21 protein-coding genes are annotated in these 17,023 nt (G+C 69.1%); 7 read left to right on the top strand and 14 right to left on the bottom strand.

Annotated elements, in window-relative coordinates:
* From hisD to KUTG_RS44805, 6 genes are all read right to left on the bottom strand, one after another.
* Positions 1-1,199, bottom strand: a 1,199-nt coding sequence (hisD, locus tag KUTG_RS44785) for a histidinol dehydrogenase (RefSeq protein ID WP_043732864.1), incomplete at its 3' end; no start/stop codon positions are given.
* Between the two features lie 63 nt (positions 1,200-1,262).
* Positions 1,263-1,595 carry an SMP-30/gluconolactonase/LRE family protein gene (locus KUTG_RS44790; RefSeq protein ID WP_084580533.1) on the bottom strand — a complete coding sequence of 111 codons (333 nt, stop codon included), beginning with the start codon at positions 1,593-1,595 and terminating at the stop codon, positions 1,263-1,265.
* A 55-nt stretch (positions 1,596-1,650) separates the two neighbouring features.
* On the bottom strand, positions 1,651-1,797 hold the full coding sequence (locus KUTG_RS59745) for a hypothetical protein (RefSeq protein WP_157495229.1): 147 nt from the start codon (positions 1,795-1,797) through the stop codon (positions 1,651-1,653).
* Between the two features lie 29 nt (positions 1,798-1,826).
* Entirely contained in the window at positions 1,827-2,021 is a 195-nt protein-coding gene (locus KUTG_RS44795; RefSeq protein ID WP_157495230.1) for a hypothetical protein, read from the bottom strand.
* Positions 2,022-2,107: 86 nt separating this feature from the next.
* Positions 2,108-3,121, bottom strand: coding sequence for an alpha/beta fold hydrolase (locus KUTG_RS44800; RefSeq protein WP_043725909.1), 1,014 nt, complete (start codon positions 3,119-3,121; stop codon positions 2,108-2,110).
* A 96-nt stretch (positions 3,122-3,217) separates the two neighbouring features.
* Positions 3,218-5,842 carry an ATP-binding protein gene (locus tag KUTG_RS44805; RefSeq protein WP_043725912.1) on the bottom strand — a complete coding sequence of 875 codons (2,625 nt, stop codon included), beginning with the start codon at positions 5,840-5,842 and terminating at the stop codon, positions 3,218-3,220.
* Between the two features lie 17 nt (positions 5,843-5,859).
* Between KUTG_RS44805 and KUTG_RS54760 the strand changes: the two genes are divergently transcribed.
* On the top strand, positions 5,860-6,504 hold the full coding sequence (locus KUTG_RS54760; protein ID WP_232241279.1) for an excalibur calcium-binding domain-containing protein: 645 nt from the start codon (positions 5,860-5,862) through the stop codon (positions 6,502-6,504).
* A gap of 145 nt (positions 6,505-6,649) precedes the next feature.
* Complete coding sequence (gene ppk2 / locus KUTG_RS44815; protein WP_043732868.1) at positions 6,650-7,510, top strand: polyphosphate kinase 2; 861 nt, start codon at positions 6,650-6,652, stop codon at positions 7,508-7,510.
* On the opposite strand, the gene KUTG_RS44820 is transcribed toward ppk2, so the two are convergent.
* The 3 genes from KUTG_RS44820 to KUTG_RS44830 all read right to left on the bottom strand — a co-directional run bounded on the left by KUTG_RS44820 (position 7,507) and on the right by KUTG_RS44830 (position 9,330).
* Complete coding sequence (locus KUTG_RS44820; RefSeq protein WP_043725915.1) at positions 7,507-8,166, bottom strand: peptidylprolyl isomerase; 660 nt, start codon at positions 8,164-8,166, stop codon at positions 7,507-7,509. The two genes, ppk2 and KUTG_RS44820, sit on opposite strands and share 4 nt — an antisense overlap.
* 106 nt (positions 8,167-8,272) lie before the next feature.
* Complete coding sequence (locus KUTG_RS44825; RefSeq protein ID WP_043725918.1) at positions 8,273-8,689, bottom strand: DUF6194 family protein; 417 nt, start codon at positions 8,687-8,689, stop codon at positions 8,273-8,275.
* Positions 8,690-8,763: 74 nt separating this feature from the next.
* Positions 8,764-9,330, bottom strand: coding sequence for a methyltransferase family protein (locus tag KUTG_RS44830; protein WP_052396153.1), 567 nt, complete (start codon positions 9,328-9,330; stop codon positions 8,764-8,766).
* 31 nt (positions 9,331-9,361) lie between these two features.
* On the opposite strand from KUTG_RS44830, the gene KUTG_RS44835 reads away from it, so the two are divergent.
* Positions 9,362-9,805: a GyrI-like domain-containing protein gene (locus tag KUTG_RS44835; protein WP_232241280.1), complete on the top strand. Its 444-nt coding sequence runs from the start codon at positions 9,362-9,364 to the stop codon at positions 9,803-9,805.
* Positions 9,806-10,021: 216 nt separating this feature from the next.
* The gene (locus tag KUTG_RS44840; protein WP_043725922.1) at positions 10,022-10,663 is read left to right on the top strand and encodes an FMN-dependent NADH-azoreductase; all 642 of its coding nucleotides are present in this window, start codon (positions 10,022-10,024) and stop codon (positions 10,661-10,663) included.
* Here the strand turns inward: KUTG_RS44840 and KUTG_RS44845 are convergent, their stop codons facing one another.
* Positions 10,664-11,293, bottom strand: a complete 630-nt coding sequence (locus tag KUTG_RS44845; RefSeq protein ID WP_084580537.1) for a TetR/AcrR family transcriptional regulator — start codon at positions 11,291-11,293, stop codon at positions 10,664-10,666.
* Between the two features lie 69 nt (positions 11,294-11,362).
* Between KUTG_RS44845 and KUTG_RS44850 the strand changes: the two genes are divergently transcribed.
* Complete coding sequence (locus tag KUTG_RS44850; protein ID WP_043725928.1) at positions 11,363-12,229, top strand: NAD(+)/NADH kinase; 867 nt, start codon at positions 11,363-11,365, stop codon at positions 12,227-12,229.
* On the opposite strand, the gene KUTG_RS44855 is transcribed toward KUTG_RS44850, so the two are convergent.
* The 4 genes from KUTG_RS44855 to KUTG_RS44870 all read right to left on the bottom strand — a co-directional run bounded on the left by KUTG_RS44855 (position 12,226) and on the right by KUTG_RS44870 (position 15,098).
* A complete protein-coding gene (locus KUTG_RS44855; protein WP_043725933.1) occupies positions 12,226-12,723 on the bottom strand; it encodes a GNAT family N-acetyltransferase in 498 nt (165 codons plus the stop codon). The two genes, KUTG_RS44850 and KUTG_RS44855, sit on opposite strands and share 4 nt — an antisense overlap.
* Positions 12,720-13,313, bottom strand: coding sequence for a helix-turn-helix domain-containing protein (locus KUTG_RS44860; protein WP_255360983.1), 594 nt, complete (start codon positions 13,311-13,313; stop codon positions 12,720-12,722). Before KUTG_RS44860 ends, KUTG_RS44855 begins: the two co-directional genes overlap by 4 nt.
* Positions 13,314-14,384 (bottom strand): hypothetical protein, encoded by a 1,071-nt coding sequence (locus KUTG_RS44865; protein ID WP_198047536.1) that lies wholly within the window; start codon positions 14,382-14,384, stop codon positions 13,314-13,316.
* A gap of 78 nt (positions 14,385-14,462) precedes the next feature.
* A complete protein-coding gene (locus KUTG_RS44870; RefSeq protein ID WP_043732875.1) occupies positions 14,463-15,098 on the bottom strand; it encodes a methyltransferase domain-containing protein in 636 nt (211 codons plus the stop codon).
* A gap of 166 nt (positions 15,099-15,264) precedes the next feature.
* Between KUTG_RS44870 and KUTG_RS44875 the strand changes: the two genes are divergently transcribed.
* Positions 15,265-16,374 (top strand): cytochrome P450, encoded by a 1,110-nt coding sequence (locus KUTG_RS44875; RefSeq protein WP_369794588.1) that lies wholly within the window; start codon positions 15,265-15,267, stop codon positions 16,372-16,374.
* A 10-nt stretch (positions 16,375-16,384) separates the two neighbouring features.
* Positions 16,385-17,017 (top strand): TetR/AcrR family transcriptional regulator, encoded by a 633-nt coding sequence (locus KUTG_RS44880; protein ID WP_043725939.1) that lies wholly within the window; start codon positions 16,385-16,387, stop codon positions 17,015-17,017.
* Positions 17,018-17,023: the final 6 nt, after the last annotated feature.

Raw genomic sequence — 17,023 nt, forward strand, 5'->3', positions numbered from 1 at the left:
CACAGCTCACCCAGCTCCGCACTCGACGTGGCGTCGGTGACCTCCTGGTACGTCACCGTGCGCAGGAACTTGCCCACCGACAGGCCGCCGGTGTAGCGGGAGGCGTGCCGCGTGGGCAGGGTGTGGTTGGTGCCGATGACCTTGTCGCCGTAGGAGACGCATGTGCCCTCGCCAAGGAACAGGGCGCCGTAGTGGTTCATGGACGTCAGGGCCTGGCGGGGGTTCTCGGTCAGCACCTGCACGTGCTCGGAGGCGAACTCGTCGGCCAGCCGGAAGGCCTCGGCCAGGTCGTCCACGACGTGCACCTGGCCGTGGTCGTTCCAGGCCGGCTCGGCGAAGTCCTTTGTGGACATCTCAGGCAGCAGGCGGTCGATGTGCTCGATGACACCGCGGCCGAGGTCCTCGGAGGTGGTGATCAGGATGGCGGGGGAGTCGGGGCCGTGCTCGGCCTGGCTGAGCAGGTCGACGGCGACCAGCAGCAGGTCGGCGGTGTGGTCGGCGATGACGAGGATCTCGGTCGGCCCGGCGAACAGGTCGATGCCGACCTCGCCGAACAGCTGCCGCTTGGCCTCGGCGACGTAGGCGTTGCCGGGCCCGGCGAGCATGTCGACCTTGCCGATGGTCTCGGTGCCGACGGCCATGGCGGCGACCGCCTGCACGCCGCCGAGCAGCAGGATCTCGTCCGCGCCGGCCAGGTGCATGGCGGCGATGGTGGCGGCGGGGATCTCGCCGCGAATGGGCGGCGTGCAGGCCGTGACCCGCTTGACGCCGGCGACCTTCGCGGTCAGCACGGTCATGTGCGCCGAGGCGAGCAGCGGGTAGCGGCCGCCGGGCACGTAGGCGCCGACGGCGTCGACGGGATTGTGCTTCTGCCCGAGGAAAACGCCGGGCGCCGTCTCCACCTCGAACTCGAGCATCGACGCCAGCTGCTTCTCGGCGAACCCCCGCACATTGGCCTGCACGGTCTTGATGTCCTCGATGGTCTGGGCCGGGACGGTGGCGGTGATCCGCTCGATCTCCTCGGCGGACAGGCGGAACTGCGCCGGGGACCACTTGTCGAAGCGGGCCGAGTACTCGCGGACGGCGGCGTCGCCGTGGTCGCGGATGTCGGCGATCACCGTGGAGACGGTCGAGGCCACGGTGTCGGAGCCGGTACGGCCCGTGGTGTTCGCTACGGCCTTCTTCAGTTCGAGGGACATGGTCGGCTCCTCATCGGCGGGGGTGTGGTGGCACACATGCTGCCACACACTATCGTAAGTTTGCTAGACATTCGAAAGTTGCTCCACGTATCCGCGGCTGCGACCCTCGCGCAGCTCGGCCATGGTCGTCTCGGCGGTGCAGAGGTACAGCGACCCGCCGCCGAAGGCGCAGGCTACGGCGATCCGGCCGCCGGTGTCGATCTCCTCCAGCACCTCGCCGCCCGCGCTGACGTGCACGAACCGGCCACCCTGGAACAGCGCGACCCAGAACGAGCCGTCGGCGTCCACGCACAAGCCGTCCGGGAACGGGCCCGGACCTGGTCCCGCCGCAGTGTGCCGTCGGGCCGGACCTCGAACACGGAGGTGCGGTCGGCGGTCGACTCGTTGACCACCAATTCACTGCTTGTGAGCACCATTCCGTTGGGGAACCAGACGTCCTCGGCGGCAACTTTCAGCCCCTCGGCGGCCGTGTAGGTGAAGATGCGCCCCGGCGCGGGTCCTCGACGCCCAGGCGGAAGCCGGTGTTGCCGAACCAGGCTCGGCCGTCCGGGCCGACGATCATGTCGTTGAGCAGGCCATCGGCCGGCACGTCGGCCACGGCTCGCAGCTCGGCGCCGTCCCAGACGTTCAGCCGGCGGTCCAGGGCCGTGGCCAGCAGCAGGTTCCCGCCGGCCGTCCCGGCACCTTGGTGACAACATCTGTTGTCACGCCCACCGTGACCAGGCGATACGCGTGCACATCGGAGATCCACAGCCGCCCGTCGCGCCAGCGGGGCGACTCCGGGTAGACCAGATCGTCGGCGACCAGCCTCACCCTCTTCATGGACACACTGTATTCGAATGTGACCACAATGCTCGAACAAAAGTGCGGGGACCGGCCGAAGCCGGTCCCCGCACTGGAGGTCCTGCTCAGAGTCGATCGGCGTCCATGACGGCCTTGGCGAAGCTCTGCGGGTCCTCCTGCGGCACGTCGTGGCCGACGCCCTTGAGGATCCGGTGGTCGTAGCGGCCGGTGAACTTGGACCGGTAGGCCTTGCCGTCGATGGCGGCGCCGTCGAAGTCGCTGCCGATGGTGATCGTCGGCACGGTGATCGGCGGCGCGGCCTGGAGCTTCTGCTCGACGGCGTCGTACTGCGCCTCGCCGGGGGCCAGCCCCAGCCGCCACCGGTAGTTGTGGATGACGACGGCGACGTGATCGGGGTTGTTGAACGCCTGCGCGCTGCGCTCGTAGGTGGCGTCGTCGAACTTCCACGTCGGCGAGGCCTGCTGCCAGATCAGCTTGTTGAAGTCGTGGCGGTTCTGGGTGTAGCCCAGCACACCGCGCTCGGTGCTGAAGTAGTACTGGTACCACCAGCCGCGTTCGGCGACCGGAGTGAGAGGCTGTTGCTGCGCCTTGAGATTGGTCACCAGGTAGCCGCTGACCAGCACCGCCGCCTTGACCCGCTCCGGCCACACCGCGGCCACGCAGCCCGCGGTCCGGCTGCCCCAGTCGTAGCCGGCGATCACGGCCTTGTCCACGTGCAGCGCGTCCATCAGCGCGATCAGGTCCGAGGCGGTGGCGGCCTGCTGTCCATTTCGGACGGTGTCGGCCGCGAGGAACGTGGTGCCGCCGTAGCCGCGCAGGTACGGCACGATGACCCGATATCCGGCCGCGGCCAGGACGGGGGCCACGTCGACGTAGCTGAAGATGTCGTACGGCCAGCCGTGCAGCAGGAACACCACGGGCCCGTTGGCCGGGCCGTCCTCGGCGTAGCCGATGTTCAGCGGGCCTGCCTGGATCTGCTTGAGGGCGGCGAACTTCGTGTGGCCGGCGGCAGTGGTCACGGCGGCCGGCGCGGCGGCCTTCTCCGACGAGCAGGCGGCCAGCGTGCCCGCCGCCATGACGCCGGCGAAGCCCTGCGTGAACAATCTCCTGCTGATCATCGGAACACTCCTGACGGGAAAGGCGGTCACTGCGTCCTCGACGCTAGTGACCGGATCCCCACCGAGGCGACCGTCAGATGACGTAGCCGGGGTACGTCATGGTCCGAGCACCTCTCGGAGCTCGGTGCGCGAGGTGATCCCGAGCTTGGGAAAGATGCGGTGCAGGTGGGTGCTCACGGTCCGGTGCGAGAGGTAGAGCCGCTGCCCGATCTCCCGGTTCGTCAAGCCCTCGGCGGCGAGCCGGGCGATGTTCAGCTCATGGGGTGTCAGGTCGCTGAACGCGTCGTTGTGCTGGTCCGGGCTGGCTTCGCCGGCCGCCCGCAGCTCGCGGCGGGCCCGTTCCGCCCACGCCGTCACGCCCAGCGCCTCGAACGTCTCGCGGGCGGCCCGCAGCTGGGGCCGTGAGTCGGCGGGACGTCGTTGCCGCCGCAACCATTCCCCGTAGGCGAGCTGGGTTCGGCTACGTTCCAGCGGCCACGTCTCCACGTCCAACGCCGCCCGGAACAGCTTTTCCGCTTCGTCGTCCGGGGCGAGCACGGCCCGGGCGTGCCGGAGTCCACTGTGGAGCGCCGGCGACGGGGACCGCGTCGCCTGCATCTCGAACTCCTGCATCATCTCGCTTACGACACCGAGCTGGTCGCAGCGCACCGCGGCCTCGGTCAGCTCGGCGATCGTGTAGCAGCGCAAGGCAAGTTGGTACGCCGGGTCGGCCGGATCGTGCAGCCGCACGAGGTTCGCGAACGCGTCGGCGTGCCTTCCCTCGCCCAGTGCGGCAATGCCTCGGGCCAGCTGGACGGTGGCCAGCACCGGCCGTGCCCCGGCCGAAAGGCCGACACGTTCCGCTTGCGCGGCAAGGCTTTCGGCCTGCGTGAAGTCGCCTCTCATGGCGGCGATCTCGGCCTGGGTGGCCAGCGTGAGGCCGTGGATGTACGGCTGTGAGGTCTCGATGGCCAGGCGCAGGCCCTCCTCGGCGGCGGTCATGGCCGTGGCGAGATCGCCCAGCCGCACCGAACTCCATGCCTGCACGCCCAGGGCCCGGGCCAGGAAGGCGAGGCGGCCCTGGGCTCGGAAGCCCGGTTGGGCGCTGGCCGAGAAGCGGGCCGCCAGGTCGAAGGCGCCGATCAGCATCGCCGCGCTGCCAAGGAAACGGTCCACGAGGGCATCCCGGTTCAGCTGTCCGGCGAGGTTGGTGAGGTCGGTCAGCACAGACCGGCTGCGTTCGAACGGCGTGACGTAGGCGTTGATCGCGACCAGGCGCGGATCGTGGCGGTCGAGCGGCATGCGGTCGGCCGCCCTGATCAGGCGGCGACGGTCGTCCTGCCCCGGCTCGACCCAGAAGCAGCGCATCGCCGCGCCCCACAGGATCTGCATCGCCAGGTCGGTCTTGCCGTCCTCCAGCACGCCGATCGCCAGGTCGGCGAGGTCGCCCGGGCCGGAGACGTCGCCGCGCAGGCCGTCGTCGAAGTTAGTCGGCAGCCAGCGGACCACCGCTCGTTGGTTCTTGGTCAGGTCTTCGGCCGACGCCTGATCGAGGAGGCGGTCGACCAGCTCCCGATTGCCGGTCTCCACCGCCGCGCCGGCCGCCTTGAGCAGCCGCTCCGCCCGTTTGACGGGGTCCTGCGTCAGCTTGGCCGCCCACTCCAGCGACGTCACCGTGGCGTCCATGCCGCCCCGGCGTTCGGTGCGCTCGGCCGACCGTTCCAACTCGGCGGCGATCTCCTCGTCCGGGCCCGTGGTCGCCGCCGCTCGATGCCAGATCCGACGGTCCGGCTCGGTGATCGTGCCGGCCAAGGCCTGGTGCGCCTGATGGCGTTCCCGTGGCTCCGCGTCCTTGACGATCGCCGAGCGCAGCAGCGGGTGCCGGAAGGTCAGCGTGCCGTGGGCGATCGTGACCAGGTGCTCGTCGAGCGCCGGCCCCAGCGCGACCAGTTCCGCCTTCGCGGCGTCCAGCGCCTCACCGAGCTCATTGGTGTCGTTCACCGCCGCGATCAGCAAAAATCGCCGCGTCTCCGGCGGCAGCTTCCGCACCCGGTTGGCGAACGTCTGCTCCACGCTCGTCGACGGATCGCCCCGGAACAACTCCTTCAACGCCAGCGGATTGCCCCGCGCCGCTTTCAGCACCCGTACCCTGACCGACGGCGGCACGTCTTTCAGCAATTCCCTCGCCGCCTCGTCCGACAGCGGCCCGAGTTCGATCGTCGGCAGATTCGCCGTGGCCAATCGGGAAGGCTCCCCGTCCCTGACGGCCGCCACCAGCGCGATCGGCTCCGATTCCAGCCGCCGGGCCACGAAGGCCAGCACGTCCTGGCTGTTCGGATCCAGCCAGTGCGCGTCGTCCACGATCAGCAGCAGGGGTTCCGTCGACGCCGCCTCGGCCAGCAGGTTCAGCACCGCCATGCCCACCAGGTAGATCTCCGGCCGGGGTCCATCGGTCAGGCCCAGCGCCGTCCCGAGGGCCTCTCGTTGCGTCTTCGGCAGCGCGTCGATCGCCTTACGTAGGGGGAACAGCAGCTGGTGCAGGCCCGCGTAGGGCAGGCGGTGCTCGGCTTCCACCCCCACCGCCGTCAGCGTGCGAACGCCCGGCGCCTCGATCTCCGCCAGCAGGGCCGACTTGCCCATGCCCGCCTCGCCCCGGACGACCAGCGCCCCGCCCCGGTCCTGGATCCCCCCGACCAGCCCCGCCAGCCGCTCCCGTTCCGACTCCCGCTCACCCAGCGCCACGCTTGCAGGCTAGGCCAGTGCCCGGTTCGACGCCGACCGGCCTTATCGGATGTAACGGGCGACGGAATTCGCCGATGTTTCCGGCCGTACGGCAGGGGCAAGGGGAGGGCGTCATGGAATTCCGCAGATGCGGGAAAATCGCCGCCGGCGTGACTCTGGTCGCGATGTTGTCCGCGTGTCAATCCCCGGGATTGGCCGTGACGCCGACAACCACCGCGACCGCCAGCACTTCCGCCTCGGCCATTCCCACCGATCTGGTCGGCAAGTCCGTGCCGGCGGCCAAGGAAGAGCTGGCCAAACTCGGCTTCCTGCGCGTCGATGTCGAGTCGGTGGACGGCCGGATGGTCATCGTGCAGTCGAACTGGCAGGTCGTGTCGGTGGACAGCGGCGGCGGCAAGGTCACCCTGCACGTGACCAAACCCACGCCCACCCCGACGCCCGTGCCGACGACGACCACGCAGGCCGCGCCGCCTCCGCCTCGGACCACCGAGCAGGCTCCGCCACCTCCGCCCCAGACCACCGAAGAGGCCGCGCCGCCTCCGGTTTACTACGCGAACTGCACTGATGCGAAACGAGCCGGTGCCGCGCCGCTCTACCGCGGACAGCCCGGCTATCGGGAGGCGCTGGACCGTGACCACGATGGCATTGCGTGTGAGAAATAAACACTATGGCTTCAGTGGTAACTGAAGTCCATCCGCCCGTAACCCGCCGTTCCTTGTTCTCGCCGTGACCCGCAGGTAAGCCTGAGCCGTGATTCAGCAATCGCCCGAGGTCCTGTCCCGGTTCCCCGAACTGCAGCACGACGACATGGTCGTGGAGTACGAGGACGGGGACGACCCGATCCTGCTCCGCGCCGACGGCTCGGTGGTGGACACCTGGCGGGAGAACTACCCGTACGACTCCCGCATGAGCCGGGAGGAGTACGACCTGGTCAAGCGGCTGCTGCAGATCGAGCTGCTGAAGATGCAGTACTCCGTCAAGGAGTCCGGCCGGCGCATGGTGATCCTGTGCGAGGGCCGGGACGCGGCGGGCAAGGGCGGCACGATCAAGCGCTTCACCGAGCACCTCAACCCGCGCGGGGCACGGGTGGTGGCGCTGGACAAGCCCACCGAGCGCGAGATGGGCCAGTGGTACTTCCAGCGCTACGTCAACCACCTACCCACGGCCGGCGAGATCGTGCTGCTGGACCGCTCCTGGTACAACCGGGCCGGCGTCGAGCGTGTGATGGGCTACTGCACGGCCGAGCAGTACAGCCGCTTCATCCACCAGGCGCCCACGTTCGAGCGCATGCTGGTGGACGACGGCGTCACGCTGGTGAAGCTGTGGTTCTCCGTCTCCAAGGCCGAGCAGCGCACCCGCTTCCTGATCCGCCAGGTCGACCCGGTGCGGCAGTGGAAGCTCAGCCCCAACGACGTGGAGTCGCTGGACCGCTGGGACGCCTACACGGCGGCGAAGGTGGCGATGTTCCGCGCCACCGACACCGAGTACGCGCCGTGGACGGTGGTGAAGAGCAATGACAAGAAGCGCGCCCGCGTCGAGGCGATGCGCCACGTGCTCTCACTGGTCGACTACGAGGACAAGGACCACGAGGTGATCGGCAAGCCCGACCCGAACGTGGTGGGCGCGGCGTCCACCCTGCTCGAGACGGGCGAGGTCGACCACCGCTAGCCGAGCGTGCCGCGCAGGATCTTGACGGGCTGGGCCGGTGCGCCGTCCAGCGGGCCGCGGTCGCTGGGGATGATGCCGGCGGCCACGATCCGGTCCAGCACGTCCATGCCCCTGATCACGGTGCCCATCACCGAGTAGTTGGTCGGGATGTGGGCGAACGAGTGCACGATGAACCACTCGCTGCCGTTGGTGCCGGGGCCCTGGTTGCCCATGGCGATCGTGCCCCGGCCGTAGGTCTCGGCGCCGTCGGTCTCGTCGGGGAACTTGTAGCCGGGGCCGCCTTTCTCCACCTCGTAGATGTCCCCGCACTGCAACACGCCCAGCCGCGCGCTGTTGGACAGCCGCCAGCACTGGCTGTGGTCGTAGAACCGTTGTGCCGCCAGGCTGATGAGGTTCTGCACGGCGCACGGAGCGGCGCCGGCGCGGTTGAGCCGCACGGTCACGGGCCCGTAGTTGAAGTGGAAGGTCACGTCGAACGTGCCGATGGTGGGTGCGATCGGCACCGGCCGCAGCACCGGTCGTGCCGCGGGATTGTCGGGCGTCGGCGTGAAAGTGCAGTGGGTGATGGGCAATCGGGTCGCCGACGCCGTCTGAACGGGTAGGACGAGGGCCGCGACGACCACGGACCCGATCAGGGCAGCGATGCGTGACTTCATGGCTGGCAAGCTATCTCACGCGACGCCCACTCGCCCGGTCGACGTGAGCGCCTTTCCGAACCAGTGTCAGGACAAGTGCCCCTTCGACCGGGCCGTGCGGTGATCGCTAGCGGCGGTTGTTGTGCTTGCGTACGGCGAACTCGTAGGCGTCGGCGATCAGCTTGCGCACGGTGTCGGTGGTGTTCGGGCCGGGATTGACCACGCAGACCCAGTGCTGGCCGGCGTAGGTCGGGTGCGGCAGCACCGTGTCCCTCGGCGTGTAGTCGTCCACAGTGGACACTTGGAGCAGCTCGGCGTAGCCGGCTTTGGTGAGGCCGATGTTGACGCGGTAAGCGCTGTCCCGGTCGAGCTGCGAGTCCTTCTCGTAGTGGTCGCCGGTGACGATCGTGACGAACGGCTGCTGCCGCTGCGGCGGGAGGTCTCCGTCCGGGTCGTAGAGGAAGAAGGAGTCGCCGGCGTGGGTCAGGACGCGCACGCCGGCGTAGGTGTCAGTGATGTGCGCGATGAGTCCGGTGATGTCCACCCTTCAAGTGTGTCATTGAACTCCCATATGAGACTTTTCTCGTTAAAGTGCGGGGATAGGGGCAAAACCCTCAACTACCACACGCCCGGGATGAGCCGGTTCGTCTCCCGCATGTAGGCGGCGTAGTCCGCGCCGAGCCCGTCGAGCAGCATCCGCTCCTCGATCTGGATCCGGTACAGCACGCCGACGATCACCAGCAGCTCGAACACCACCGCCGAGGCGTAGTTGCCGAACAGCAGCGAGATCCCGAGCAGGCCGACCAGCAGGCCGGTGTACGAGGGATGTCGCAGCACGCGGTAGGGACCGGTGCGGACGACGTGGTGGTTCTCCTGGATGTGCACCACCGCACGGAAGTAGCGGCCGAGGGTGGCGATCGACCACAGTCGGAAGCCGCCGCCGAGCGCGATCAGCACCGCGGTGGCCAGCACCCAGCCCGGCTCGTGAAACGGGAAGGCCAGGCCCGGCAGCACGCGCCGCAGCAGCCCGGCCGCCACCACCGCCAGGATCGCGGTGATCATGATGCCGCCGTAACTGCCCCATTCGCGCGTTTTGGTCCGCTCGCTGCGCAGCAGTTGCAGGAGCTGGAGCCCGATTTCGCCCAGCGCCCACAGCGCCACGACGATCCACAGCACGACCATCATCACCCCACGGTAGGGCCTTAGCATGTGGTCCGTGCCACATTCCGTGAGCGTGTTGGACGTCGAGTCACGGCCGACGGCCGTGGTGCCCGCGACCACGACCTGGTCCGAGTATCCGGCCCTGTGGCCCGCGTTGTCCGGCGAGGTGTGGGCCTGCCTGCGGGCCAACAACATCACCCGCGGCTGCCGCAACGTCATGCTGTACCTGGACGACACCCCTCGCGTCGAGGTCGGTGTCGAACTGTCGGCGCCGTGCCCGCTGACCGGCCGCATCGTCTCGTCCTCGCTGCCCGCCGGCCGCGTGGCCAAGACCGTCCACTATGGATCGTACGCGGAGCTCGGCGCCGCCCATGACGCCGTGATCTCTTGGTGCGACAGGGAAAGGCTGGCCCGGACCGGCGTTCGCTGGGAGGTCTACGGCCCGCACAGCGATGATCCGGCCGAGGTGTGGACCGAGATCTACCACCAGCTGGCCTGAACCCCCGCGAGTCACGCTCTCCGGCAGTGCGAAATACGGTTTCGGGCAGATCCGAGACTGGCGGCTCAGATCTGCTCGAAACCGTATTTCGTTGTGTCCGAGAGCGTGACTCGCGGGGGTGTGACTCGTGCCGCAGTATTTGACATGAAGTCAAGTCAGCCGCATGCTTGAGCTCTCAACTGACATGAAGTCAAGTCAACTCAGGGGTGAACCAGCATGCCGCACCTGTTGCACATCGACTCGAGCATCAAGGGGAACGAGTCGGTCAGCCGGAAGCTGACGGCGCGGGCCGTCGCAGCGTGGCGGGCGGCCCATCCGGACGGCACCGTGACGTACCGCGACCTGGGCCGCAACCCGGTGCCGCACCTCGACGACAACGGCGGCCTGGCCCGTCAGACGCCGGTCGAGCAGCACACGCCGGCCCAGGCCGCGTCGTGGCGGGTCAGCGAGGAGCTGATCGCCGAGGTCCGGGCGGCCGACACCATCGTGCTCGGGCTGCCGCTGTACAACTACGGCGCGCCGAGCAGCGTCAAGGCGTGGGTGGACCACCTGGTCGCGCCGGGCCTGTCCTTCGACCCGTCGACCGGCAGCGGGCTGCTGGAGGGTCGGGACCTGATCGTGCTGGGCAGCCGCGGCGGCGGTTACGGCCCCGAGACGCCCCGCCACGGCTGGGACCACGTGACGCCGTGGCTGCCGCATGGCCTGGCGGTGACCGGTCTTGAGCCGCGTTTCATCACGGCCGAGCTGACCCTGGCCCCGGTGGTGCCGGCGATGGCCGAGCTGATTCCGCTGGCCGAGCAGAGTCTGGCCGAGGCCGAGCGCGAGATCGACGGCCTGTGGGCGTCGGTCTCCGTCTGATCAGCCGACCGGCGCGAGCCCCGCGACCGCGGCACTGACCCGCGGGTCTTCCGTGCAGACGGAACCCAGGATGGCCAGCAGGGTGGCGTAGGCCAGCTCGACGAGGTGGTCCAGCGGCATGTCCAGGCCGTGCGACAGCCAGTCCATGGTCATCTCGTCGACCGCGCCCAGGCTGCCGCGCATGGCGATCCGCATCAGCGGGTCCGGCTCGCCGGTCACGCCGAGCAGCTGGCGCAGGAAGCACACCCCGGACCGACGGGTCTGCTCGATCAGCTCGTCGACCTCGGGGTCCTGGCCGCCCGAGCGCATGATCGCCATGGACGTGTGGACGTGGTCGCGGCGGTACTCGATCTGCCGCCGCACCACTCCGCGCAGCCACTGCGGGTTGGTGTCCTCGCCAGGGCGCCGGTCGTGCAGGGCGCTGATCTCGGCCTGCATCTGACGGAGCACTTCCAGGTACAGGCCGCGCTTGTCCTTGAAGTGGTAGAAGAGCAGGCCGTGCGCGACGCCCGCCTCCTTGGCGATGTCGCTGATGTAGATCTCGTCGTACGGACGGGAGGCGAACATCTGCGAGGCGACCGCGACCAGTGCGGCGCGGCGCTGGCCCCGCACGGGAGTAGTCGCACTCATAGGCCCAGGATACGTCCGCGCCTGCGGTCAGGTCTCGCCGGAACGGTCCGGAGCGGGCAGACTTTGCCCATGCATTCCGCCGGTCTTGTGCTGCACCCCCAGCGAGACTCCGCCGACGCCGTCGCCGCCGTGCTCGGCTGGGCGGCCAAGCGGGACATCGAGATCCTCGGCATCGAGGGCGAGATAGTCCGGCTCAACTGCGCCGCCATCCCCGTCACGCCCGTCGAGCTCGGTCGCCGCGCCGACCTTGTCGTCAGCCTCGGCGGTGACGGCACCATGCTGCGGGCCATGCGCATCGCCGACGGGCAGCGGGCCCCCGTGCTCGGCGTCAACCTCGGCAAGCTCGGGTTTCTCGCCGAGGTGGATGTGCCCGATCTGCCGGAGGCCCTGACCGCCATCGACGATCACGAGTTCAGCATCGAGCCCCGCCTGGCCGTCGACGCCGTCCTCGGCGACCGCACCGTCACCGCCTTCAACGACGTCGCCGTCGTGCGCGTCCCCGGCGACGGCTCCGCCGTTGTCGCCGTTCGCGTCGCCGGGCAGCCTTTCGTCAGCTACGCCGCCGATGCCGTCGTCGTCGCCACGCCCACCGGCTCCACCGCCTACAGCTTCTCCGCCGGCGGCCCCATCACCAGTCCTTCCGTCGAGGCCCTGTTGGTCACCCCCGCCGCCCCGCACTCCGCGTGGAGCCGGGGTGTCGTGCTTTCCGTGCACGACGATGTGGAGCTGGACATCCTCCCCACCAGCGGCCGCCTGGCCGTCGAGGTGGACGGCGGAGTCGCCGGCTATGTCGGCCCGGGCGACCGAATCCAGCTGCGCGCCCGCCCCGGCGCCGCGCGCGTGGTTCGGCTCGGGCACACCACCTTCTACCAGCGGGCCCGCCGCAAGCTGCGCCTGACCGACTCCGCGGAGATTCCGGACGGGGTGGGGATCTAGAGCGGTTTGCCCATGATCACCAGGTCTTTCGGCACACCGTCGAGGTCGGCGACTCTCGGCAGCCGCCCCCATTCCTCGAACCCGTGGGCACGGAACAACCTGAGGCTCGGCTCGTTGCCGGCGAAGATCGTGGTGGCCAGCGTGCGGGCCCCGAGTCTCGGCGCGTGGTCGATGGCCCGGCGGAGCAGATCCCTGCCCTGGCCCCGTCCTTGGTGCTCGGGGTGCAGATAGATCGCCAGGTCCAGCGTGACGTCGTAGCCCCGCCGTCCATTGAGGAACGGTTCGAAGGACAGGTATCCGGTGACGTGCTCGGGATCTTCCGGCCGGTGGCCGACCCACGTGGGGTGTCGGGCTGTTTCGAACCATGCCCGTCGCGCGTCGACGGTGACCGGATCCAGATCGGCCGTGCTGGTTCTGGCGCTGACGGCCGCGTTGTAGATGTCCACTATGGCCGGCAGGTCTGCTCGGGTCGCCGTCCGGTGCAGGTACGTCATGGCAACACCACCACCAGTGCGTAGCGGGCGGGATCTCCTGTGGGGCAACGGAAACGCGACGGTCCCCAGAGCCGGAACCTTAGGCAGTCGCCGGTGCCGAGGGTGTGGGTGTGGCCGTCGAGGGTGAGTTCCAGCGTGCCTTCGAGGACCCAGATGTGTTGCTCCAGCCCGGGAACCGGCGTCACCGCGTAGGCGATGTCGGCGCCTGGGCGCAGCGTGCATTCGACGAGCTCGCCCCTCAGTCCCGGTTGCGGCGGCGACACCGAGCGTCGGACGAAGCCGGCTTCGTCGTCCCGCCATGTCGGCTGTTGGTCCGGGTGCAGCACTTGTGGCGGGTTGTCTTCTATCTCGGCGAGGATCTGGGAGGCCGTTCGTCCGTAGGCCGCGCAGAGTTGGCTCAGCACGGCCGTTGTCGGGCTGATCTCCGCTCGTTCCAGCCGGGACAGCGTCGAGCGGCTGATGCCGCTCTGCCCGCTCAGCTCGTCCAGCGACCAGCCGCGCTGCTGGCGCAGCTCCGCCAATCGCCGCGCCAGCCGTCCATCGAGATCGTGTCCCGCATTAGGGATACTATCCCAGATATGAGACGCCACTCAAGCTGTCTTCGGCGTCCAGACCCAGTTCTGCCGTTCGTACAGCACCTCGAAGCCCAGGCGCAGCATGTTTCGCAGGGACGTGTTGTGCTCTCCCGGCCCTTCCGCGCCCGTCTCGGTCACCAGCCACCGGCAGCCCGCTTCTCGGGCCGCTTGGGCCCGTGCCGCCAGCATCGCCGTTTGTCCGCCTCGCCCTCGGGCTTTGGGCAGCGTCGCGCCGGAGAAGCACTGCCCGGTCTCGCCGCGGACCAACATGGTGCCCGTGGTGACGATCTCACCGTCCAGCCGGGCCGTGAACGACCTCCAGCCCTCGCGGTCGGTGATCGCCACGAACACCGGCGTCAGCTCGTCTCCCATGCCGAACACCTCAAGCATCACCGATGTCCACTTCGGACCGTCCTCCGGGGACAGTGGCTCGATCTCCAGGCCCTCGGTCTCGACGGCTTGGTCCGCCACCGCGTCAACCTCGGCAACGACCTTCACCCACTTCGCCCCGGCCGTGATGCCCTGCTTGGCGCAGATCTCCGTCCAGTCCTCGGGTATGACCGTCGGCGCCAGTTGGATGACCGCCTTCGGCGTGCCCGCGTCGCGGTAGAAGGCGCAGACCTCGCCCATCAGCTCCGCCGTGACCGGCTCGTCGAACCCGAATCCCAGCGCCTTGCTCCAGAACCCGCTTTCGTCGGTCCGGGTGGAGTTCACGATGCCGCCGCCCATACGGGCCTGCGTGACGCCGAGCGCGTCGCGGACCGCCTGCGCTGGTGCTTGGAACAGGTCGTAGAGGGCCTCCGCCTCCGACCGCTCCGCCGTGTCGACCGGGATGTTGACCGTCATGTCGTTGACGCTACCGAGGATTGTCGGGGTAGTGGCTGTTCGGGCAGCCATTGGGTGACGGCGGACTCGGGCCCATGTGACGCGGTCGGTGGCGTTGGACGGGGAGAGTTGCAGGGCGGGGCCGATGTCGTGGGCGGTCCATTCGTCGATGTCGAGGGTGGCGATGAGGCGGAGTTGCTCGGCTTGGAGGCGGCGGATCTCGCGTTCGCATTCGACCATGCGAGCGACTTCGGGGTTCATACCTGCGAGTTTACGCGCGGGGCGTGATCGACTCGAATCACTAACGGGTGAGAAGCGTTGGGGCGTAACGACTTTAGGTCACCAAAGCTGTGAGTCGATGACGAGCATGTGGTGGGCGCCGCGTTGGAATCGGTAGGGGACGGGGCGGAGCTCGCTGGGGGGAAGGGAAGAGCGGAGGTGGTCGAGGAACGCGACGGGGGAGCCGGTTGCCTGATGTACCAAGGGAAAGATGCGGACCTCGCGGCGGGCGACGCGGAGGAGCTCGGTGATGGCCCGGAGGTGCCACTGCTCGTCGAAGCGGTTGGCCCACGTGAACAACAGGTGTGAGCACAACGCCACATCGACGCTGCCGGAGGCGAAGGGCAGATCGGGCAGGGCGGCGGCGATGTAGCGGCTGGGACGGGAGCGGAGGTCGGCGAGGAAGAGCTCGGCGGCGGACAGGCGCATGGCGGCGCGGGCGGAAACGGAGCCGTACCAAGACCATTCGAAGCGGTCCCGGTGCGCGGCGATCATGCGGTCACCGTCGACCAACCCGGCGCGGACGAGGCGGGACATCGCGGCGTAACCCATGGTGTAGGCGGGATCGACGGCGATGACGTCCGGCGTCTCGGCGGCGAAGCTGGAGCCGCCGGCGCAACAGTCGAGGAACGAGCCGCCGGGGGAGAGGTCGAACATGGCGCGGTACTCGGCGGCCGATCGGGAGGTGACAAGCATGACGACCATTCTGGCGACAACCCAATAAGTCAGTCACTTGACTTAAAGCGGAGACAGGGCTTCACTGGGTCACGTGGAGAAACTGAGTTACCCACTACCCCGACCGGCGGCGCTGGAACCACCCGTTGAGTGGGCTGAGCTGCGGAAACGCTGCCCGGTGGCCCACGTGACGATGCCGAGCGGCGACGACGCGACGCTGCTCACGCGCTACGCGGACGTGCGGCAGATCCTGTCGGACAACCGGTTCGGACGGCTGCTGAACGCGCCGGACGCGGCCCGGCTGTCGGACACGGACTCGGGCGGCGTCTTCAACAGCGAGATGGCCGAAGTGCTGCCGCAGACGGGACCCGGTCACGAGCGATGGCGGCGAATGATCAGCAAGTGGTTCACGGCGAAGCGCATGACGGCGCTGCGCCCGGGCATCGAAGCGATGGCCAACCAGCTGATCGACGAGATGACGGCCAAGGGACAACCGGCGGATCTCAAGGCGGCACTGGCCTTTCCGCTGCCGGTGTGGGTGATCTGCGACCTGCTGGGCGTGCCGGAATCGGACCGTGACCGGTTCGCGCACTGGTCGGACAGCCTGCTCAACCTGACCCGCTACACGCAGCAGGAGATGGAGACCGCCCAACGCGAGTTCGCGGCGTACATGGCAGAACACATCGCGGCCCGCCGCCGAGCGCCGGGAGACGACCTGCTCAGCGAGCTGGTCCTGGCGACGGACGCGGAGGGGCGAGGCCTGTCGGACGCCGAACTGGTTGCGACGGGCCAAGGTCTGCTGATCGCCGGCCACGAGACGACGGCGAACATGATCGCCAAGATGACCGGCATGCTGCTGGCCGACCGCACCCGCTGGGAGCGGCTGCTGGAGGACCGGTCCCTGGTGCGCACGGCGGTCGAGGAGGCGCTGCGGTTCGACGCCAACCTGGGCTTCGGCATGGTGCGCTACATCGACCAGGATGTCGAGGTGGGCGACGAGCAGATCACCAGCGGCACCACGGTCGTCTGCGACATGGCGGCGGCCAACCGGGACGAGACGGAGTTCGCCGAGGCGGACGAGATGGACCTGGCCCGCACCCCCAACCCGCACCTGACCTTCGGCGCAGGCCCGCACTCCTGCCTGGGCCAGTCGCTGGCCCGCACCGAGCTGCAGACGGTGCTCACGGTGCTGTTGGACCGGGTGCCCTCGCTGGCGCTGGCGGTGCCGGCGGAAGATCTCCGTCGAGTGGAAGGTCTTGTGGTCGGCGGGCTGAGCGCCCTGCCGGTCCGATGGTGAGGAGCTGATCATGGCCGATGGCGCGGTGCGGACGGAACGGGCGCAGGCGACGCGGGACGCGATCCTGACGGCGGCGGAGCGGCTGTTCGCCGAACACGGCGTGATCACCGTGTCCAACCGGCAGATCAGCGAGGCGGCGGGGCAGGGCAACAACACCGCCGTCGGCTACCACTTCGGCGCCAAGGCGGATCTGGTGCGGGCCATCGTGCACAAGCACCAGACGCAGATCGAACGGCTGCGCGAGGCCATGGCCGCCGACGCGGCCGACTCCATCGACCTGCGGGTGTGGGTGGCCTGCCTGGTCCGGCCGGCCACCGGGCACCTGGAAGGACTCGGCAACCCCACCTGGTACGCGCGGTTCGCGGCCCAGGTGCTGGCCGATCCCGAGCTGCGCACCGTGATGATCGACGAGGCGCTCAACTCGCCCAGCCTGCGGACCGTGGTCGACGGCTACAACCGCTGCCTGCCCGACCTGCCGGCCCCGATCCGGGCCGAGCGGGACGACATGGCGCTGCACCTGATCGTGCAGATGACGGCCGAGCGCGAACGCGCGCTGGCCGAGAACCGCCCAACGCCCCGGTCCAGCTGGCACGACGCCGCGACCGGGCTGATCGACGCGATCGTGGGCATCATGCGTGCCTGAGGAGAA

The organism is Kutzneria sp. 744, from assembly GCF_000568255.1.
Classification (GTDB): Bacteria; Actinomycetota; Actinomycetes; order Mycobacteriales; family Pseudonocardiaceae; genus Kutzneria.